16 protein-coding genes are annotated in these 19,786 nt (G+C 64.7%); 8 read left to right on the top strand and 8 right to left on the bottom strand.

Annotated elements, in window-relative coordinates; translation table 11 throughout:
• Positions 1-23: 23 nt before the first annotated feature.
• Positions 24-662 (bottom strand): mycothiol-dependent nitroreductase Rv2466c family protein, encoded by a 639-nt coding sequence (locus NA5_RS19175; RefSeq protein WP_062987921.1) that lies wholly within the window; start codon positions 660-662, stop codon positions 24-26.
• A gap of 669 nt (positions 663-1,331) precedes the next feature.
• On the opposite strand from NA5_RS19175, the gene NA5_RS19185 reads away from it, so the two are divergent.
• The 3 genes from NA5_RS19185 (at position 1,332) to NA5_RS19195 (ending at position 4,023) form a co-directional block, all read left to right on the top strand.
• Positions 1,332-2,552, top strand: a complete 1,221-nt coding sequence (locus tag NA5_RS19185) for a PucR family transcriptional regulator (protein WP_084484252.1) — start codon at positions 1,332-1,334, stop codon at positions 2,550-2,552.
• A gap of 136 nt (positions 2,553-2,688) precedes the next feature.
• Entirely contained in the window at positions 2,689-3,168 is a 480-nt protein-coding gene (locus NA5_RS19190) for a hypothetical protein (RefSeq protein WP_157110508.1), read from the top strand.
• Positions 3,169-3,555: 387 nt separating this feature from the next.
• A complete protein-coding gene (locus NA5_RS19195) occupies positions 3,556-4,023 on the top strand; it encodes a hypothetical protein (RefSeq protein WP_062987926.1) in 468 nt (155 codons plus the stop codon).
• A 115-nt stretch (positions 4,024-4,138) separates the two neighbouring features.
• Here NA5_RS19195 and NA5_RS19200 read toward each other — a convergent pair whose 3' ends face one another.
• Both NA5_RS19200 and NA5_RS19205 read right to left on the bottom strand, forming a co-directional pair.
• The gene (locus tag NA5_RS19200; RefSeq protein ID WP_062987928.1) at positions 4,139-5,974 is read right to left on the bottom strand and encodes an acyl-CoA dehydrogenase; all 1,836 of its coding nucleotides are present in this window, start codon (positions 5,972-5,974) and stop codon (positions 4,139-4,141) included.
• A gap of 270 nt (positions 5,975-6,244) precedes the next feature.
• Positions 6,245-6,541, bottom strand: coding sequence for a hypothetical protein (locus NA5_RS19205; RefSeq protein WP_174555244.1), 297 nt, complete (start codon positions 6,539-6,541; stop codon positions 6,245-6,247).
• A gap of 80 nt (positions 6,542-6,621) precedes the next feature.
• On the opposite strand from NA5_RS19205, the gene NA5_RS42315 reads away from it, so the two are divergent.
• The 3 genes from NA5_RS42315 to NA5_RS19215 all read left to right on the top strand — a co-directional run bounded on the left by NA5_RS42315 (position 6,622) and on the right by NA5_RS19215 (position 9,757).
• Positions 6,622-6,843 (top strand): DUF6463 family protein, encoded by a 222-nt coding sequence (locus NA5_RS42315; protein WP_245672296.1) that lies wholly within the window; start codon positions 6,622-6,624, stop codon positions 6,841-6,843.
• Positions 6,844-7,156: 313 nt separating this feature from the next.
• Positions 7,157-8,209, top strand: coding sequence for a serine hydrolase domain-containing protein (locus tag NA5_RS19210; protein WP_245672297.1), 1,053 nt, complete (start codon positions 7,157-7,159; stop codon positions 8,207-8,209).
• Positions 8,210-8,248: 39 nt separating this feature from the next.
• Positions 8,249-9,757, top strand: coding sequence for an alpha/beta fold hydrolase (locus NA5_RS19215; RefSeq protein WP_245672298.1), 1,509 nt, complete (start codon positions 8,249-8,251; stop codon positions 9,755-9,757).
• 57 nt (positions 9,758-9,814) lie between these two features.
• Here NA5_RS19215 and NA5_RS19220 read toward each other — a convergent pair whose 3' ends face one another.
• The 5 genes from NA5_RS19220 to NA5_RS43245 form a co-directional block, all read right to left on the bottom strand.
• A complete protein-coding gene (locus tag NA5_RS19220) occupies positions 9,815-10,459 on the bottom strand; it encodes a response regulator (RefSeq protein ID WP_062987934.1) in 645 nt (214 codons plus the stop codon).
• Positions 10,447-11,697, bottom strand: coding sequence for a sensor histidine kinase (locus NA5_RS19225; RefSeq protein ID WP_245672299.1), 1,251 nt, complete (start codon positions 11,695-11,697; stop codon positions 10,447-10,449). Before NA5_RS19225 ends, NA5_RS19220 begins: the two co-directional genes overlap by 13 nt.
• Positions 11,698-11,895: 198 nt before the next feature.
• A complete protein-coding gene (ligA, locus tag NA5_RS19230) occupies positions 11,896-13,887 on the bottom strand; it encodes an NAD-dependent DNA ligase LigA (RefSeq protein ID WP_062987936.1) in 1,992 nt (663 codons plus the stop codon).
• A 673-nt stretch (positions 13,888-14,560) separates the two neighbouring features.
• Entirely contained in the window at positions 14,561-15,475 is a 915-nt protein-coding gene (locus tag NA5_RS19240; RefSeq protein ID WP_174555245.1) for an NADP-dependent oxidoreductase, read from the bottom strand.
• A 58-nt stretch (positions 15,476-15,533) separates the two neighbouring features.
• Positions 15,534-16,067: a helix-turn-helix domain-containing protein gene (locus tag NA5_RS43245; RefSeq protein WP_157110509.1), complete on the bottom strand. Its 534-nt coding sequence runs from the start codon at positions 16,065-16,067 to the stop codon at positions 15,534-15,536.
• A 519-nt stretch (positions 16,068-16,586) separates the two neighbouring features.
• Here NA5_RS43245 and NA5_RS19255 point away from each other — a divergent pair.
• Both NA5_RS19255 and NA5_RS19260 read left to right on the top strand, forming a co-directional pair.
• Positions 16,587-19,046 carry an FHA domain-containing protein gene (locus NA5_RS19255; protein WP_062987944.1) on the top strand — a complete coding sequence of 820 codons (2,460 nt, stop codon included), beginning with the start codon at positions 16,587-16,589 and terminating at the stop codon, positions 19,044-19,046.
• Positions 19,047-19,307: 261 nt separating this feature from the next.
• Positions 19,308-19,676 carry a methyltransferase domain-containing protein gene (locus NA5_RS19260; RefSeq protein ID WP_062987946.1) on the top strand — a complete coding sequence of 123 codons (369 nt, stop codon included), beginning with the start codon at positions 19,308-19,310 and terminating at the stop codon, positions 19,674-19,676.
• The last annotated feature ends 110 nt before the right edge of the window (positions 19,677-19,786 follow it).

The raw sequence follows: 19,786 nt of genomic DNA on the forward strand, positions 1-19,786 counted from the left end.
AAAACCGGGTTGATGTGTGGTGATCAGTCGAACTGCGGCTCCAGGTCACCGCGGTCGCGCTTGAGTTCCCAGAAGTGCGGATAGGACGCGAAGGTCACCGCCGCGTCCCACAGCTCACCGGCCCACTCGCCGCGGGGAATCCGGCCGAATACCGGCCCGAAGAACGCGGCCCCGTCGATGTGGATGGTTGGGGTGCCGATCCCGGCGCCGGGCACATCCATGCCCGCGCTGGTACTCGTGCGCAACGCCTCGTCGTACTCATCGGACCTCGCCGCGGCGGCCAGTTCGCTCGGCAGCCCGACCTCGTGCAGCGACTGCGCGATCAGCGCGTCGAAGTCGCGTGCCACGACATCGTGGAAGCCCGTGTTGCCGGAGTGGTGGATCCGCGAGCCCATCGCGGTGTAGAGCGGCCCGAGAATCTCCGGGCCCGCAGCGAACTCGGCGGCGGCCGCCACCCGCACCGGCGCCCACACCTTCTTCATCATCTCCGGGTCGTCGAGCTGATGCGGCAGATCACCCTCGTTGAGGATCACCAGGCTCATCACGTGGAACGACAGCTCGAACTCCCGTACCTGCCGCGCCTCGACAAGCCAGCGGGAGGTGATCCAGCTCCACGGGCACAAAGGGTCGAACCAGAAATCGACACGGGACTTTCCGGACATGGGGCGCCCTTTCGTAGACGTGATCGTGGTGCGCCCGTCCACACCGAGGTTCGGCCGGATTCGGGCTCGACATCCACGGTTCCAGCCGCGACCCCGGTGTGTCGTCGTGCAATCAACGGCAGCTGGCTACTGAATTCGAACCCCTCCGGTGCGCCGACGCTGCTGCAGTTGCCGTAGCGTCGCCCGATCGGCCTTGTCGGACATCTGAACCGCCCCCGCGGTTGGACCGCACGCCAAATCTGAGCCGCCGATTCGGGCTCCGATGCACTATCGATCGCCAGGGTCGGCGCGGCGGTCAGCAACTCGTGTTCGCGAGCGGATGTCATACATGGCCGCCGAATGCGTGCGGTCTCCGTCGCAACGACTGCTCGCTGGAAAGTCCGGGGGATCGCCACCGCGACCTGGTCGAGCACCTGATCGTTGTCGTCGACAAGTAGCGCCCCGTTGGTGGTCCAGTGGGAGTGCAGACTGGCCGAAGCGTCCGCCCACCCGATAGCCGCCGGGCACCTTGCGGACTTTGCCAGCACGCCGGAAACAATCGTGTCCGCGCCGTCGGCGAACATTATTTCCGTGCCGTCGCAGCGCGGTACCTACAATAATCGTGTGACGATTTTTCGTCGCGATAGCGAAGTCGAGCTCGGCCACTACGTCGCGGGCGTCGCCGCCCGGATGAACGAGCGGGTGACGGAAATCGGCGCGACCATCTGTCGCAAACTCGAGGAAGAGATAGCCGAACTGCGCGAGGACACGCCTTCGCGGGAACTGCTCGGGTCGAGCGTGGAAGCAAATGTCGAGACACTGTTGCATGCGCTACGCCACGATATTCCGGTCACGCGTGTCCGGGCGCCGACGGCGGCGACCGAGTACGCCAAACGCCTGGCCCAGCATGGAGTTTCGCTCAATGCGTTGATTCGCGCCTATTGGGTGGGGCAGCGACGGATGAGCGAACTGGTATTCGCGGAAGTGCGCGCCACTGACATCGCGGCGCCGCAGCGGCTCGACGTCCTACAGGCCATCACTACGACGCTGTTCAATTACATCGACTGGATCACCCGGCAGGTCGTCGCCGCCTACCAAGGCGAGCGGGAACAGTGGTTGGAGAATCAGAACAGCATCCGCGCACTCCAGGTTCGTGAAGTGCTCACCGAGACGAGCGTCATCGACGTCGACGCGGCGACCGAGTCGATCCGCTATCCGCTGCGCTGGCATCACCTCGCGCTGGTGCTGTGGTATCCGGAGCTGAGCACCGACGGTGACGAACTGCGCCGGATGCAGCGGTTCGTGCGGGAGTTGGCCGAAGCGGCGAAGACGTCGGCGGGCCCGCTGTTCGCCGCCGTCGATCAGGTCAGCGCATGGGCCTGGTTGCCCTTCCGATCGTTGCCCGCCGACCCGGTCGGCGCAGTACGCAGGTTCGCACGCGACCGGACCGAGGCTCCCTGCTTCGCGATCGGCACACCCGGCGCCGGAATCGAGGGCTTCCGCAGATCACATCGGCACGCTCAGGCTGCGCGTGCGGTCGCGCTCGCCCGCGGCGCGGACGATCCGATGGTCTTCTCCGCGACCGATCCGGGGTTGTCGGCCGCGGCGCTGCTGGGTGGTGACATGGCCGAAGCGCGGGACTGGGTCAGCGAGGTGCTCGGCGATCTGGCCTGCGACAGCGACAATGACGAGCGGCTGCGGGAGACCTTGCGGGTGTTCCTGCGCACCGGATCGAGCTACAAGGCCGCGGCCGCGGAAATGAATCTGCACTTCAATTCCGTGAGGTATCGGGTGGCGCGAGCGATTGCGCGGCGGGGCCGACCGATAGACGACGATCGGCTCGAGGTCGAGATGGCGTTGTTGGTGTGCCAGTGGTACGGGGGCGCGGCATTGCGCCGGGACCCGGCGTAGCGCTCTTTCTAGTGACAAACGTGCGGTAAGAATTCGTACTCGCGCAACAATGGCGCGACCTGTGTGCCGATCTACTCTTCTGGCGTCGATCTCGAGCGAACCGCACAGCAGGGCGGTGCCCATCCAGGAGAAAGAATTGATTGCGCTCAATCTGAAGGAATCACTATCGCGGCGATCGGATACACCGGCCATCTATGCCCAGCCGGCGACGAACAGCGCCGAAAAGCTTCCCTCGCCGAATACCGAGCACGAGTCCGACGATATCCTCGCACTCGGAGCGCCCGCACTGGTTCTGGGCATCGTGTTGATCGGCGCCGGGTTCGCCGGGCTCCTGCTGGTAAGGAGTTGGTCACGCGACTACGGCTCACTGCTGGTCGTAGTCGTCTACGCCGTCTACATGAGTCTCGCCGGTTCGCTGAGCGTGTGGGGTCTCCGATTGGCCCGCAGGCAGCGCCTCCGAGCACTTCGCAGCGACACCGGCCAGCAGAACTCAACAGCAAGTTCCGTCGCGGAAACGCGCTCGCCCGAGCGCCGAAAACCGTCCGGCGTTCGGGCCGCAACGCAGCGATCAGACAGGGAATCCGGCGGGCCCCCCTCGGACCGGACCGGCCGATAACCGGCGCACGTGCGTGCCCGCGCCGACAAGTGCTTCGGTGATCGCGGCCGCCCTGGCAGGGAAATCCAAAACATCTTCGAGTCCACCGCCGGAGGAAAAGATCACAATTGCGCTCTTGCGCCGACATACGTCCGCAGCTCATGCTTCGTCAATAGGGACGCAGGTATAGGGCGGTCATACGGTCGGCACTGTCTAGAGTCGACGCTGCTAGGAGCCGGTACCAGCGCACTCGTGGATGCGCACACACTCGATGAGGCCTCGCTCGGATCGCTCTCACTTCCTGGTTGTCCACCGGTGCCGTCGATGCCGACGGGAGCGACACGAGCCTGCCCCAGAACCGCTGCCCGTCACCTTTGAAGCAAATATCCGAACGTGAAGGAACAGGCAATGTCCACCATCCACTTCAAGGAAACGACGAACTCGACACCGGAGCAGTTCGTCGCCGCGCTCACCGACTTCGGACCCGGCCGCTCGCAGGTATTCGGCAACAGCGCCGACGAATACCTCGAAGTGCACAACAAGGGCCGCCGTGAAGCCGACGTCACGGAAGGATCACGCGGCATCTGGGAACGCCTGCACTATGACTGGTCGAACCCGGACCGTGTCGTCATGACAACCACTGACTCGAACGTATGGGGCGGCCATTCCGGTCACACCTACACCTTCAACCGTCGGCCCGACGGGAAGACCGATGTGGATGTCGTCATCGTGCGAGAGGGCAAAAACCTCAAGGGACGGGTCCTCGGCGTCGTGGTCGGAACCGTCGGCAAACGCGTCCTGCGCCATGCCCTCGACAAGACCGTCAAGGCTATCGAAACCCGCGACAATGGCGTCGGAACGACGAAACAAACGTGACGGGACTTGTTCCGATATGGGCCACCGACTGAACGCCCCGGAAATCGCGCCAGTTCGCCGCCCGGGCGGCGAGCGAGGGGTTCGATTTCAGCAGACGAAGTCGGTTCCTGTGGTTTCAGAACGCACTGTCAGGCAGTTCCATCAGCGTTGTTGTCACAGAGGTGACGAATCGTCTGGCGGAGGCCAGATCCGGCAGGACAGTCCTGGCGAAGAAGTCGGCGACGGCTACTTTGCCCTCGTAGAACTCGCGATCCGTCTTTGACGGTCGGTCACTGAGGGCGGCGAGCGCGATTTCGGCCTGCTCCAGTAGCCGCCATCCGATCATGAGGTCACCGAACGCCATCAAGAACCGCACCGAGGCAAGTCCGATCTTGTACAGCTCGCTGGGCCGTTCCTGTGCGGCCATCAAATAGCCGAACAAGGCTTGTGTCATCGTCTGTAGGTCAGCGAGTGCCGTGGCCAGCGCAGCGTGCAGATCGGTCGGGAGTGTGGCTGTGTTCGAGCGTTCGAGGAAGATCGAAATCTGGCTCTGCAGGTGGGTGAGGGCGACGCCCTGGTCGCGGGCGATCTTGCGGAAGAAGAAGTCCAGCGCCTGGATGGCGGTGGTGCCCTCGTAGAGTGAGTCGATCTTCGCGTCGCGGATGTACTGTTCGATCGGGTAGTCCTGCAGGAAGCCGGAGCCGCCGAACGTCTGCAGCGAATCGGTCAGATGCTGGTAGGCGCGTTCGGAGCCGACGCCCTTGACGATTGGAAGCAGTAGGTCGTTCACCCGGCGAGCGAGGTCGGCGTCGGCACCGGACACGTGCTCGGCACTGGCTGGGTCTTGATGTGCGGCCGTGTATATGTACACAGCGCGTAGCCCCTCGGCGTAGGCCTTCTGCATCATCAGGCTGCGACGCACGTCGGGATGGCGAAGGATGGTTACGCGCGGGGCGGCCTTGTCCGCCATCTGGGTCAAGTCAGGGCCTTGCACCCGGGTCTTCGCGTACTCGAGCGCGTTGAGGTAGCCGGTGGACAGAGTTGCGATTGCCTTCGTACCCACCGACATTCGCGCGTTCTCGATCACTTTGAACATCTGGGCGATCCCGTCATGGCTGTCACCGACCAGCCAGCCCCGGGCCGGAACGCCGTGGCCGCCGAAGGTGAGTTCGCATGTGGCCGAAGCTTTCAAGCCCATCTTGTGCTCAACATTGGTGACGAACGCTCCATTGCGGTCGCCGAGTTCGCCGGTGTGTGAGTCGAAATGGAATTTCGGCACGAAGAAGAGGCTCAAACCTTTCGTGCCAGGGCCTGCTCCCTCTGGGCGTGCGAGAACGAGGTGGAAGATGTTCTCCGCCAGGTCATCGGACTCGGCGCCGGTGATGAAACGCTTCACGCCTTCGATGTGCCAGCTGCCGTCGTCTTGTTTCACGGCCTTCGTGCGGCCCGCCCCGACGTCGGAGCCCGCGTCCGGCTCGGTGAGCACCATCGTCGCGCCCCAACGTCGATCGATCGCGATCTTCGCCCACCGTTTCTGCTCGTCATTGCCGACCCGGAACAGGACATCGGCCATCACGGGCCCCAGCATGTAGAAGAAGACAGCGGGATTCGCGCCGAGCAACAGCTCGTTGACCGCCCACGTCACCATCCACGGCGCGGGAGTGCCGCCCAGTTCGTCGGGCAGGCCGAGGAGGAACCACTCCGCGTCCTGCCAGGTGCGCACCGACTTCTTGAAGTCGTCCGGTAACGCGACCGAATGCGTTTCGGGATCGAAGATCGGCGGATTGCGGTCGGCGTCGGCGAAGGACGCGGCGACGGGACCTTCGGCCTGCCGCGCGGCCTCGGCGAGCATGGAACGGACCGTGTCCGAGTCCAAACCCGCGAAGCTACCGGACCGAAGGATCGCATCCAGGCCCATGACCTCGAACATGTTGAACTCGAGGTCGCGGACGTTGCTCTTGTAGTGACCCATAGGGGACCTTTCGTGGCGCACCTCGACTGCGGCACGGTGCCTAGGTGCATCCTTTAATAGTCAATAATGCGACTAATAAGCTAGTGCTATATACCGAGCGAGGCAAGCGCTAGAACGAGCCGTCGGCCCAGGTTCGACAGGCGGGTGTCTAATCGCGGTCGCCTCGGGTCCGGCCGAACACGTCGCCGTCGCCCGGACAGTCATCGACTCCTGCCCGGTAGCCGCCCTGCGGGAACAGCCATGAAGCGTCGATCCCGATGCGCGAGAATGCTATACGCCGTTTACCTGCCCCACGATGCGGACAACGGCGGCCGTCGCGGTGGCGATGACGTCGTCGACCCAGTCCGGAATCGGGGCCGCACCCGCGATGTACTCGCGGACGAGTCCATAGGGAATCGCCTTGACGGCGGCCACCGCGATCGCCATGCGATGCTCGTCAGCGTCGCCGAACTCCGACACGACGGCGGCTCGCAGCGCGTCGTTCATTCGGTCGTTGACCGCGGCGATGTCAGCGCGCAACTCGTCGGGGCCCACTTCGAGCAGTTCCTCGCGCCGGAACATTTTCATCGCACGGGCTTCGGTGGGATGCGCCCGGCAATACCGCGGCAGGTGCATCGCGGCGGTGAGCAGCGGGTCGGCTCCAGACAGTGCGGCGACGACCCCGATCTGGAAGCGCTGGATCCGTAATCGACACGGAGCGAACCCACGGCTACGTACCAGCGCCGATCCTCACTGCAATCGCCGTTCTCACCGCGTTCGGCCTCGTATTCGAGCCCGTGTCCGGGTTTCTCACCGTCCTGGTACCGCTCGCCATCGGTGTCCGCGGCTGGATGCGCCATCGCCGCAGTTCCGCAGTCCCGGCCCAGTGAGTCGAATCCAGCCCCACGAGATCACCACACCGACTATCAGCAGAGTTGTTGGTAGTGCTGGCACCACCAACCGACACCAGTGCGCTCTACCCGGAATTCGGGTGCGCGCGGCATGGGCGTGACCAGTACGGATTTCTAGGCTCGAATCGCAAGGGAGCATCGATGACTCCCGCGTTAGAACTGGAGGAAATCACCGCTCATGAAGGTATTTCGGCGCCATTCCAGCATGAGCGCGTTATCGGGAATCGCGATGATGGCGATCTTGACCACTGCGGCATGCACGACACCCATCGCCTCGGCACCGTCCCAGGAGTTGACCGCCGCAATGGATCAGGTGGTCAAGAACGGCTTGCCCGGCGTGCAGGCGGTAATCGACGGTCCGGGCGGGCATCGCACGCTGACCGCGGGCGTTGGCGACCTGCGAACGGGCACGCCGTTCGCCGATAACGCGCAGGTGCGGATCGGCAGCAATACCAAAACATTCGTGGCGACGGTGATTCTGCAATTGGTGGCCGAAGGCAAGGTCGAGCTCGACGCACCCGTGGAACGGTATCTCCCAGGTGTGGTGCAGGGCACTGGGAACGACGGCAATCGGATCACCGTGCGGCAGTTGCTCCAGCACACCAGCGGTGTGCCCGACTACCTGGGGCATGGCAGCGTCGAGGGCGGTATGGAGACTACGGGCAATCAGCTGGACCCCATCTCGGATGCGACCCGGCGCCAGCAGTTCGCCCCCGCTGACCTGGTCCGCATGGCCATAACGATGCCGCCGGATTTCGAACCCGGCGCGAAATCGGTCTACACCAACACCAATTACATCCTGCTCGGCATGCTCATCGAACGCGTCACCGGCCAGCCGCCCGCCGCGGAGATCACCCGCAGGATCATCGAACCACTCGATTTGCGAGCGACGTACTTCCCGGCCGACGGCGACACCGGAATCCGCGACCCACATCCGTCCGGCTATCACGAAATCGATGGTAAGCGAATAGATTTCACCGACCTGAATACCTCGTGGGCGGGGACGGCAGGCGCGATGATCTCGAACGGATCGGACCTGAATCGATTCTTCATCGCATTGTTGAGCGGAAGGCTTTTGCCCGCGGCGCAATTCGCGCAGATGCAGCGGACCGTCCCATTCGACCGCGGACCCGGCGAGGGATACGGATTGGGGTTGATCCGTCGCCTGGCGCCGTGCGGCAAGGAGGTCTGGGGGCACGGCGGCAGTATCCCCGGCTTCGAAGTCCGCACCGGCGTCGCCGCCGACGGGACCGCGGTTGTGGTGAGCACGAACCAACTGCCCAACAGTCAAGTGGCATTCGACGCGGTGGAGAAGGTATTCGATATCGCCGTCTGTGGCGGATGACCAGCGAAAACATACGATCGAGAAACGAAAGGTTCGACAGTGCTACGCAATAAGGTGACGATGGCCGTCCAGGTCGGCTTCGCCGCTCTGCTCGCGGGCACGGGACTCGCCTGCACCACCCCTGCCGCCCCGAACGGTCCGGACGTGGAGCACTTCTATAGCCAACCGCTGCAATGGAAGTCGTGCGACAACCCGCGCCTGGACCAAGCGGATGCCGAATGCGCCGATGTGACTGTGCCGCTGAATTATAGTGCCCCGCAAGGGGAGACGATCACCGTGGTGATCTCACGCATGACCGCGACCGATCCCGCGCGGCGGCACGGGGTAATCCTGTCCAACTCCGGCGGCCCCGGCGGGGAGGGGCTCGATTTCATGGTCGATGTCGGTGCGGCGATGGCCCCCGACGTACGCGCCCGCTACGACCTGATCGGCATAGACCCGCGCGGGGTCGGGCGCTCGTCACCCCTCGACTGTCACTGGCCGCGCGGCTTCGGCCTGCAAGCCGCAGGGACAGACGCCACCAGCTTCGCCGAATCCGTTGCCACACAGCAGGATCTGGCAAACCGCTGCGCGATCAGCGAGGGTGAGCGACTGCGCTACTACACCACACGCAATACCGCGCGGGATATGGATGTGATCCGCGGCGCGCTCGGGGAGGAGCGGGTCAGCTACTTCGGCACCTCATATGGCACCTACCTGGGAGCGGTCTTCACTCAGATGTTTCCGGATCGCAGCGACCGAATCATATTGGACAGCAGCGCCGATCCAGATCGGTACGGGCCCGTCGGCATGATGCAGGATATGGGTCCGGCCAATGAGGCGGCGCTGGATAGCTGGGCGGACTGGACCGCGGCGCACGAGGGCGAATATCACCTGGGCGCAACCCGCCAACAGGTGCGCGAGAAGGTGCTGGAGCTGATCCGTCGCTCGGCCGCGGACCCGATCCGGTTCGGCGACTTCACCATCGACGACCACACCTTGCCGGTACTGCTGTTCATCGAACTGGACGCCCCGCGAAAGTATCCGACGCTGGCCGCCACGGTAGGTCAGCTCGCCGACGCGGCTGACGGCAAAACGGTCGAGCTCGCGCCCGAATTGCATGCGGAGCTGGCCTTCCTGCTCAACGCACAACCACGCGACAATTCGGCACAGCTCGCCATCATGTGCGGCGACGTGGCAGCACCAAGGGATCCGGCCTGGTACTGGGGCAATATCGAGGCCGCCCGCGCCAGCCAACCGATATTCGGCGACTTCGTCAATAATCTGACATCGTGTGCGTTCTGGGAACCGCCCGCCGAATCGCCGACGCGGGTACGTAATTCGGTGCCGACGCTGATCCTGCAGTCCACCGGCGACACCCGCACATCCTATCCGGGGGCCGTCGCCATGCACCGGGATCTGACCGCATCCCGCATGGTCACCCTGCAGGATGTCCCGATCCACTGGATCTTCGGGAACTACCCGAACAATTGCACATACGATCTGGTGAACACCTACCTCCGCGACGGCACGCTCCCGGCCACGGACGTGACCTGTCACGCTGAATGACTCGAAAGGGATCGCCTGAACCACAACACAGTTCGGGGGATCCCGGAGGAGCGGAATTCACGCGTTCAGATATGCGAGCACCGCGAGCACACGGCGATGACCGACATCATCGGCCGCCAATCCGAGTTTCGCGAAAATATTCCGAATATGTTTGTGCACAGCACCTTCGGTGACCACCAACCGCTCGGCAATGGTGGCATTGCTAAGCCCCTCCGCCATCAACGCGAGCACCTCCCGCTCCCGGGCGGTCAATGCGGCCAACGGATCATCCGCCTTGCGCCGCACCAATAATTGCGAGATCACCTCGGGATCCATCGCGGTCCCGCCGTCGACGACGCGGCGCAGCGAATCGAGGAATCGGTCGACCTTGCCGACCCGCTCCTTGAGCAGATAGCCGACGCCACCGGCACCGCCGCCGAGTAGTTCGGCGGCGTAGGAGTCCTCCACATACGCCGACAACACGAGCACCGGCAGGCCCGGATGCAGCTCGCGGGCGCGTACGGCGGCGCGCAGGCCGTCATCGGTGAATGTCGGCGGCAATCGTATGTCGACGACCACCGCATCCGGCCGGTCGGCGGCCACCGCGGCCAGGAAATCGTCCGCATTGTCGAAGGCCGCGGCCACCTCGATACCCGCGGTGGTCAGCAACAACACCAACCCCTCCCGAAGGAGGGTGTCATCCTCGGCGATCATGACCCGCACGGCAGCTCCACTCGCAACACAGTAGGGCCACCGACGGGGCTGGTGAGCCCCATCCGCCCGTCCAGGGCCTCGGCCCGCCGCCGTATGCCGGCCAGGCCACCGCCGTACGTCTCCCGCGCACCGCCGACACCGTCATCGGTGATCACGATCGTCAGTACCTCGTCGGCACCGTCGAGCACAATCGAAATGGACTGGGCTCCAGAGTGTTTGGTGGCATTCGTCAAGGCTTCGGCAATAACGAAATAGGCCGCTGCCTCGACTGCCGCCGCAAGCCTGCCCACCCGACTCGAATCCAGCACCACGGGAATGGGACTGCGCGCGGCGAGTGCGGACAATGCGCTGGACAGCCCACGATCCGACAGCACCGGCGGATAGACACTGCGCACCACATCACGCAGCTCCGCGAGCGCGGCAGTCGCGGTGTCCTGTGCCTTGCGCACCATGCTCTGCGCCGCTTCCGGATCCTGTTCACGCAGTTGATCGGCCAACCCCAGCTGCATGATCACCGCGGCGATCCTGGCCTGCGCGCCATCGTGCAGATCGCGCTCGATCCGGCGCAGTTCGGCACCGTGCGCATCCAGCGCGGCCGCCCTGGTCGCGGTGAGCGCGGCAACCCGATGGGCCAGCAGGCTATCCTCCGAGGGCGACAACAACGTGCGGGCGGCCACAGCCTGCCAGTCCGCGATCATCGGCAGTTGCAGCGCTACCGCGGCAACCGGCACCGCGATCACCAGGCTCAGTACTGCCTTCGGCCACGAGTCGACGGTGAAACCGAAGTTGGCGACCGTGCCCGCGGGCAGCAACTGCCAATACGCCGGAATCAACAGCTGATTGACCGCACTGACCGGCAACGCGACCGCCAGAATCGCGACATAGCTCCCGGTCAGCGCATGCAGCAGCAGCCACCCGATATCGCGGCGATTGGCCGGATCGGTAAATGCCGTCCCGAGCCGCTGCCGCAGATCGCCGTCCATCGGCCGATAAACCGCCTCGATCGGCGCACCGAGTCGCCGCGCCGCCCTGCGCCGATCGGCCCCGACCAGGGGCCGGATCACCCGCATCGCCTCGGGAATCGCCGGAATCCCCACACCGATGAGGCTCAGCGCCGCCACGACGAGCAGACCTATCAACGCGAACATGGCCAGGACCGAGGTCGCGCCGCCGACCGCCAGATACCCGATCGCGGACGGCAGCCGCCGCACCCGGACCCGCACATATCGCATGGTCAGTACTTCCACCGCATCGTCACGATGCGACCGTAGTCCACGTCACGGCGGCTGCTGCTCGCCCCGCCCACTCGGACCGACCGGGGCACACCGATCCAGTCGCCTTCGGTCCGACACCGCTCGTCGAACTGCCGACACCATGCGTACCGGTCACCCGCGGCCTCGGAACTACCCGGCCTGATCAGCCGGGCATCTGTTGGACGCTGCGGTCTAGATGACCTTGGCGGCGATCAGCAGGCTCCAGATCTCGCCTTGGTCGACGACCTTGACGCCGAGCTTCTCGGCCTTGGTCAGCTTGCTCTCGCCGACGCCCGCGCCGGTGATGAGTAGGTCGGTGTTCGCCGAGACCGAGGACGCGGCGGTCGCGCCCGCCTTCTCACAGAGGCGTTGGAATGTCGGGCGGGCGATTTTTTCGCCGGAGCGCGGGTCGCTGATAGCGCCGGTGATCACTACCGTCTTGCCGGCCAGGGGTGCGCCTGCCGCGACGACCGGGGGGAGGTCTTCCTCGCGCACGTCGAGGCTTACGCCCGCGGCTCGTAGCCGCTCTAGTTCCGGACGCAGGCGAGCCAGGTGCGCGACCAGGGAGGAGGCGACCTTCGGCCCGATGTCCTCGACCGCAACGAGCCGTTCCTCGCCCGCGTCGGCGACCTCCTCGAGGGAGCCGAATCCCGCCCGGGCCAGGCGAGCGGCGGTGCCGTCGGAAGCCATCGGGATCGCCAGGCCGATCAGCGCGCGGCGCAGGCCGACTTGGCGGCTGGCATCGATCGAGTCGATCATGCGCGCAGCCGAGACCTCGCCGATGCGGTCGAACTCGAGCAGGCGCTCCTTGGTCAGCGTGTAGAAGTCCGACGGGCGCTCGAGGATGCCCGCCTCGGCCAGTCGTTCGATCCACACCGGCCCGATGGCGTCGATGTCGGCCGCCGCCCGCGACGCCCAGTGGATCAGCCTGCGCACCGTTTGCGCGGGGCAGGAGACGTTGGTGCAGAACAGCTCCCGGCTGTTGCCCTGCTCGGTCACTGGCTGCTCGCACGATGGGCAGGCGGTGGGCGGCACGATCTCGCGCTCCTCGCCCGTGCGTTTCGAGGCGTCGAGCACGCCCGCGACGAACGGGATCACATCGCCCGCCCGACGCACTAGGACGGTGTCACCGATCTTGATGTCGCGAGCGCGGATCACCTCTTGGTTGGCCAGCGTCGCCTTCGTGACCGTTGTGCCGCCCACGAACACCGGTTCCAGCCATGCGACCGGGACGATCTTGCCGGTCTTGCCGACATCCCAGACCACCTCGGCCAGCAAGGTGGTTTTCTCCTCGGCGGCGAACTTGAATGCCAGCGCGCCGCGCGGGGAGTTCGATCGAGTCCCGGCCGACGCGTAGGCATCGCGGTCGGCCAGTCGCAGCACCGCGCCGTCGAGGTCGTAGTCCAGCTCGTTGCGGCCTTGCTCGATCGCGGTGATCGCCGCCTGTGCCTGTTCGGCGTCGGCGCACAGCCGCATCTGCGCACCCGCGATCCCGAGCTCTCGCAGACCCTCGCCCAGGTCGACCGCAGTGCCACCGGCAGAGGTATCCAAGTCGAAGCCGAAGAACTGCAACCGCCGCTCGGAGACCGTGGCCGGATCCTTCGCGCGCAGCGTCCCCGCCGCGGCGTTGCGCGGATTGATCAGCGGCTTGTCCGGATGCGCCGTGTTGTAGGCGAGGAAGGTCGACCTGAGCATCACTGCCTCGCCACGCACCTCCACCCGCCCCGCGACCTTGATCCCCTCAGGGACACCATCGACCAACTCCCGGACCAGCATCGTCACGTCGTCACCGGTGGTGCCATCACCCCGGGTCACGGCACGCACCAGCCGCCCGTCCTCGAAGACCAAGGCCAGGGACAAGCCGTCGAGCTTCGGCATCACCACCACCGGCTGGCCGGGGAAGCGGTTGAAGAACGCCGCCACCTGCTCGGGCTTGGTGGCCTTCTCCAGTGACAGCATCGGACGCGAGTGCCGTATCGGGGCGTGCAGCACCGCGGGCGCGCCGACCTGATCCAGCGGATTCGGGTCCGGCGCGAGGTGGGGATGCGCCTCGATCAGGCCGCGCAGCTCGTCCTCGATCGCGTCGTACTCGGCGTCCGCGACCAGCGGCGAGCCCTGATAGTAGGCGTCGCGCAGCGCCACAATGCGGTCCGCGAGCTCTCGGATATGTTGCCCTGTTTCCACGGTGGTGACGCTACCGATCCCCACCGACGTCGAACGCAAACGCGACTATCGAGGTTCGGTCTGCCCGTTCTGGTACGACCGTTTGGTTATTCTCGAGAATCCGCGTGCCTCATGAGTCAATTGCAGACACCCACTCCGCGGTACCGGGCGAGGTCATCGATGTTCTGACCGCCGGATTCTGCGCCGCCCCGCCAGCCGAGCCGATACCGCACCCATTGAAACCAACATCGATGCTTGAAAAATGCTACGTGCCAACACTATCCACGGCACGGGGCAATGTGCCCAGACCGCCCAGTACAGACGGACTTCGAACATCGAGAACCACCCTGAGCGATCCTGGTAGGCAGTGTCGAGAACGTGTCAACAACAAGACCCGTTGTATCTGACACTGCTCTGACCGATTTCATGCGGCTAGCGGATAGGGCGACGCACGCTATTCGGTATGTCCGTATGCCCGCTTGATGCCGGAAGCCCTCGGCGCGTTGATCTTTCGCCCCTTCGCGCTGGCTGGTTCGGTCAGCGCGGGAAGCGGTATGAGCCGTCACTCGCTCTGGTTGCAGTCGGCGCTGTTGCTGTTCTCGTATCTTTTGCAGTCGGAAGCATCGGCGTGGGATCGGGGCCCAGACGTCCGACCCGGCGACCGATCGTAATCAGGGTGAACGGCGGTGTGTATTCATTCGTCGCTGACGCGGATGATTGTCTTGCCGGGGCTGTACTTGCCGGGTTTGAAGGCGTCGGGTGCTTCGGCGAGGGGGCGGACAGCACCGACGGCTGGCTTGATGCGGCCGTCGCGCACGCGCGTGGCGAGCTCGGTGAGTTGGGTCCGGTCGGGTTCGACGACGAAAAAGACGGCGCGCCCGTTGTCGGGCTGGATCGTGGGTGGCATGGCGATGGTGACCAGGGTTCCCCCGGTGCGTACCAGGGTGATCGAGCGATCCAGGATGTCTCCGCCGATTACGTCGAATACCACATCGACTTCGCCGACCTGCTCCAGCGGCTCGGTGTCCAGGGCCAGGAAGGTGTGCACACCGAACGTGAGCGCGCGGTCGCGGTCGCGGGCCCGGCCGGTGCCGATGACTCGGGCCCCGGCCTCGCGGGCGAGTTGCACCGCGATCGAGCCGACACCGCCGGCTGCGCCGTGGATCAGGACGGTCTGACCGGTGGCGAGGCGGGCGTGGTCGAATAGGCCCTGCCAGGCGGTCAGCCCCGAGATCGGCAGCGCGGCCGCCACGGTGTGGTCGATATCTGCGGGCAGGGGAGCGAGGTTGCGGGCTTCCACCGCGGCGTATTCGGCCAGTGTGCCGTTGCGGGTCCAGTCGGCGAGACCGAAGACACGCTGGCCGACGGTCAAACCCGTGGTGCCGTACCCCAGCTCGACGATCACTCCAGACAATTCGTGGCCGGGCACGCTCGGGGTCCGGTCCCGCCCGGCGCGGTCGGTCCAGGTGCCGGGCCAGTCCAGCTCGCCACGGGTGAACCCGGCGGCGTGTACTTTCACGATCACGTCGTTCTCGGCGGCGTGGGGGTAAGGCAGGTCGTGAGTCAGGGTCATCCCGGCGCCACGATTCCCAACGATGATGGCTTGCATGCTTGGTCCTTCGTTGTCGCGTATTGCCGACAGGCAAACGAAACAGCACCGCCGGATGTCACGGTTCGAACGCACCCACGCTCATCAGGATCAACGGCTTTACTGTAAGCGATGATGTCCCCCGCACCCGTCGGGCGTGCACGGAAATCGGCATTTCCGGACGTTCAATTTGCCGTCGCCATGATCGGTCGGCATACGAACCTGGAACATGTTCTCGCCGCGGATCCCCTGCTGTCGTTGCCTTTGGCGCCACAACTGGATGAGGTCGGAGTAGATGGGCTCGGCGACCAGACGGCAGTGGTTTGTCATCTGGGGGATGTCGTGTGCCGCTTCGATCGTGCTGGATCTCGGCCGCTTGGCTGATGATCCCGCTAACAGTGGATCGGCTGCGGTTGATCTCGCGAGCGATCCGCGTGATGTTCCATCCGTTGTCGTGACTGAGTGCGAGTATTTGCACGACTTCGGCGGGGTCTCGGCGGTGCGCGGTGTCCTTTTCGCATATGTGTGCAGCAAGTTCAGTCCAGCGCTGCCGGGATCGCCCGCCTGAATCGATCGTGTGCACGAATCTGTGCGCGAGAGGGGAATCGATCACGAATCTGCGTCATCAATGACGCGAATTGGTGTTCAAGTGGAGGCTATCGGGTTCGCTGGAGCGGCGCATAGCGTCACTGACAATGTTGCGATGTCCGTATTGTATTGAGTTGTAACGTTTTTCGGCACTGTCGACACAGAATGTCCGGTGGTTCGTGATCGGTGGTGGTCGCTGTCAATACCGCGCGAGATGTGAAATCCAAGCTCTGCGCGCGAACAAAATCGGTGCACGAAACGAATTGAGAAATATTCGGCTTCGATCTTGCGTCAGGTTTTTTCGGTTTGGAATTTCGAATTCCGCCAGCATTTGTTCGGCCGGTCTCGGCTGTGTTTCCGCTGAGGGGCTACGCGGCGGATTCCGCGAGATCGAATGCCGTTACCTCTCCGCTCGCCGGACCATGTTTGCGCTGGTCAGGCCGGTTTGGCTCAAGACCTGAAACTAGATAAAGCGGACATTTCGGGATGGCTCGTTGTGGTCGATTATCGCCGCGATAGTTCGGCACGGTCGTATACTCCTGTTATGGCGGATGAGCGGTCCTCCACGGAATTCTCCGAGTCGCCGGTTCTTGTGGTGCAGACGCGAGAACGCGTCTATCGGCTACGCGCCGGGGGTGCATACAATGTCGGTCGCGATCCGGCCGCAGACATTGTTGTCACCGATCCGCGTGTTTCGACCTTGCATGCGGTGTTGGAGCAGGGATCGCGTGGTTGGGAAATCGAGGACGCGCACAGCCTCAACGGCACCTTTTTCGACGGTCACCGCGTCGAGCGGATGCTGATCGACCACGACGAGACCTTCCAGCTCGGTCACGCCAAAGACGGTGCGCAGTTGTCCTGCTCGCTGGAAACATCACCTGGCCTCGAACCCGAGACCGATGGTGATATAGGTGGGGACACGATGGTCGTCCCGGATCCCGGTTATGACCTCGACGATGACGCCACGATCACCAAGTTCGAGCCGGGCCTGCCCCGGCGAGTGTCGCGGTCGTCGCCTCCGGCCGCCCATCCCAGCGCGGCTGTACGGATCACCTCGGACACGCTTCGGATCGGGCGTGCCGCCGACAACGACATCGTCGTGCACGACCTCATGGTCTCTCGCCATCATGCCGAACTGCGGGTGACGGCCGACGGCAGGTATCGAGTCGTCGATCTCGACAGCCACAACGGCACCTACGTCAACGGCCACCGGGTCGAGGCCGCGGACCTGTCCGAATCCGACTTGATCGGCATGGGCCACACCACCTACCGGCTCGTCGGCAACGAACTACGCGAGTCCGTCGACACCGGGGACATCTCGGTCTGCGTGCAAAACCTCATCGTGCGGACCCCGGAAGGCAAAGTTCTTCTCGACGAGGTGACCTTTCCTATCCCGCAGCGCTCGCTCGTCGGGGTCATCGGGCCCAGCGGAGCGGGCAAGTCGACGTTGTTGGGCGCGGTCACCGGGTTGCGGCCCGCGACGGAAGGGACGGTCCGCTACGACGGACGCGACCTGTATACCGATTACGACGAGCTGCGGCACCGCATCGGCCTGGTCCCGCAGGAGGACATCCTGCACAACCAGCTGCCGACGCGACGTGCACTGCTCTACGCGGCCGAACTTCGCTTCCCTGGAGACACGCGCAGCGAGGAACGCGAGCAGCGCGTCGACGAGGTCCTCGACGAGCTCGGTTTGACGCGGCACGCCGATACCCGCATCGATCGGCTCTCGGGCGGCCAGCGCAAACGGGTCAGCGTCGCACTGGAGCTGCTGACCAAACCGTCCCTGTTGTTCCTCGACGAACCCACCTCCGGCCTCGACCCTGGCCTGGACAAGACGGTCATGGAAATGCTGTCCGAACTCGCCCACGACGGACGCACCGTCATCGTCGTCACGCACAGCGTGGCGAATCTCGATTCCTGCGACCGCCTGCTGGTGCTGGTGCCCGGCGGTCGGCTGGCCTATTACGGACCGCCCGCAGAGGGGTTGCAGGAATTCGGGCAGCGCAGTTGGGCCGAGGTGTTCCAAGCATTCGACCGGGAGGAGGACCGCGACTGGGCCAGTGAGTTCCGGGACTCCCCGCGCTTCGAGAACTACGTCGCGGTCGCGCCGACCGACGACATCGGGTCGACGGAAGTACACGTACCGGCACCGCCGCCCGCGCCGCAGTCCAAGCTCAGCCAGCTCAGCACCCTGTGCAGGCGGTACCTGGCGGTGATCGCCTCGGACCGCAGCTATTTGGCGTTGCTCGGCGTGATGCCGCTGCTGCTGGGTGGTTTGATCGCTGCGATCCCGTCGGGCGAGGGGTTCACCGGGGCACCGGGAACCAATACCGACGCCCCGACCAAGCTCATGATCTTGATATTCGGCGCATGCTTCGTCGGCACCGGCAACTCGATTCGCGAGATCGTCAAGGAGCAGACGATCTACCGCAGAGAACGTGCGGCAGGCCTGTCGGCCGGGGTCTATTTGATGTCGAAACTGCTGGTCTTGGGTGTGATCACCGTCCTTCAGGCGGCCGTTCTGTTCTTGATCGGCACTATCGGTGAGAGTTTTCCGCCGAAAGGGATATTCACCTCGGTCGAGGTGGAATTGATCTTGGCGATGGCGATGCTTGGCATCGCGTCGCTGGCATTGGGCTTGCTGGTGTCGGTGTCGGTGAACACCTCGGAAAAGACGCTGCCGCTGTTGATCGTGCTGTCGATGGCGCAACTCGTGCTCACCGGCGGTCTGGTACGGCTGCCTGGCACACCCGTTCTGCAACAGCTGTCCTACCTGTCGCCGTCCCGCTGGGGCTACGGCGCCGGAGCGGCCAGTCTCGACCTGGATACCCTCTCACCGCACGATGGTGGACCCGACCCGCTCTGGAAACACACCCTCGGCACGTGGCTGCTCGACATGGGCGTCGTCGCCGCTCTAGCGGCCGTCTTCCTCACACTGGCCTGGTATCGCCTGTACCAGATGCGGCCACGGCGCCGCGGTGCCCGCCCCGCGCGGATCTGACGCCGACAAGCACAGAGCAGCCTGTGGCGCATGTACATAGTGGACGCCAACAGCTACAACCTGGAACCCCGGCCAGGCATCGTGGAACTACCTCTCGGCGCCCGCGCTCCTTACAAGCGAAGGAGTCACATCACCGAACGCGATACCTGTCGGAAGCAGGCAAGTGGTGTTCGCGGCATTGCCGCGCCGACAGGTCGCGATTGAGTAATCCCCTACCTGAGCGGCCGTACTCGTCGATCACGTTGGCGGGGAGCGCGATGGATGGATGATTCGTGGCGGCAGATGTACGGCGACCGAACGTCTGGAGGGGACTCGTTGGTGGATCTGATCTCCAATTGCGTGCTCAACCTGTTGACCGCCAAGCCCGCGGTGTTCGCCGACATGGCGCGGGTGTTGGTCCCGGGCGGGCGGATCGCTATCTCCGACGTCGTCGCCGAGGACGCCCTGAGCCCGGCCGATCGTGCCGGGCGCGGGGAGGACGTCGGCTGCATCGCAGGTGCCCTGTCGTTCACCGAGTATCGAAACCACCTGGAGGCGCCGGGATTTGGTGATGTCGAGATCATCCCGGCCCATTCGGTGGCCGACGGTGTACTCGGCGATCGTGAATGCCGTCAAACCCGGCTGAGTTGAGCGTGTGCTCGGTCCATTACGCCTTCAGGCTGTCGTCATCGTTCTCGATTGGCGTGTCGGGACACACCACCGCGTCATCCCGTTACCGTGCGGGGGTCGATTACAAAGGA

This window comes from Nocardia anaemiae NBRC 100462 (genome assembly GCF_001612725.1).
In the GTDB taxonomy this organism is placed as follows: Bacteria; Actinomycetota; Actinomycetes; order Mycobacteriales; family Mycobacteriaceae; genus Nocardia; species Nocardia anaemiae.

Bases quoted from the DNA above. Each gene is read 5' to 3' on its own strand.
- NA5_RS19175 (WP_062987921.1), bottom strand. From the start codon at position 662: ATGTCCGGAAAGTCCCGTGTCGATTTCTGGTTCGACCCTTTGTGCCCG.
- NA5_RS19185 (WP_084484252.1), top strand. From the start codon at position 1,332: ATGAACGAGCGGGTGACGGAAATCGGCGCGACCATCTGTCGCAAACTC.
- NA5_RS19195 (WP_062987926.1), top strand. From the start codon at position 3,556: ATGTCCACCATCCACTTCAAGGAAACGACGAACTCGACACCGGAGCAG.
- NA5_RS19200 (WP_062987928.1), bottom strand. From the start codon at position 5,974: ATGGGTCACTACAAGAGCAACGTCCGCGACCTCGAGTTCAACATGTTC.
- NA5_RS19205 (WP_174555244.1), bottom strand. From the start codon at position 6,541: ATGAAAATGTTCCGGCGCGAGGAACTGCTCGAAGTGGGCCCCGACGAG.
- NA5_RS19240 (WP_174555245.1), bottom strand. From the start codon at position 15,475: ATGCAAGCCATCATCGTTGGGAATCGTGGCGCCGGGATGACCCTGACT.
- NA5_RS19255 (WP_062987944.1), top strand. From the start codon at position 16,587: ATGGCGGATGAGCGGTCCTCCACGGAATTCTCCGAGTCGCCGGTTCTT.
- NA5_RS19260 (WP_062987946.1), top strand. From the start codon at position 19,308: ATGGATGATTCGTGGCGGCAGATGTACGGCGACCGAACGTCTGGAGGG.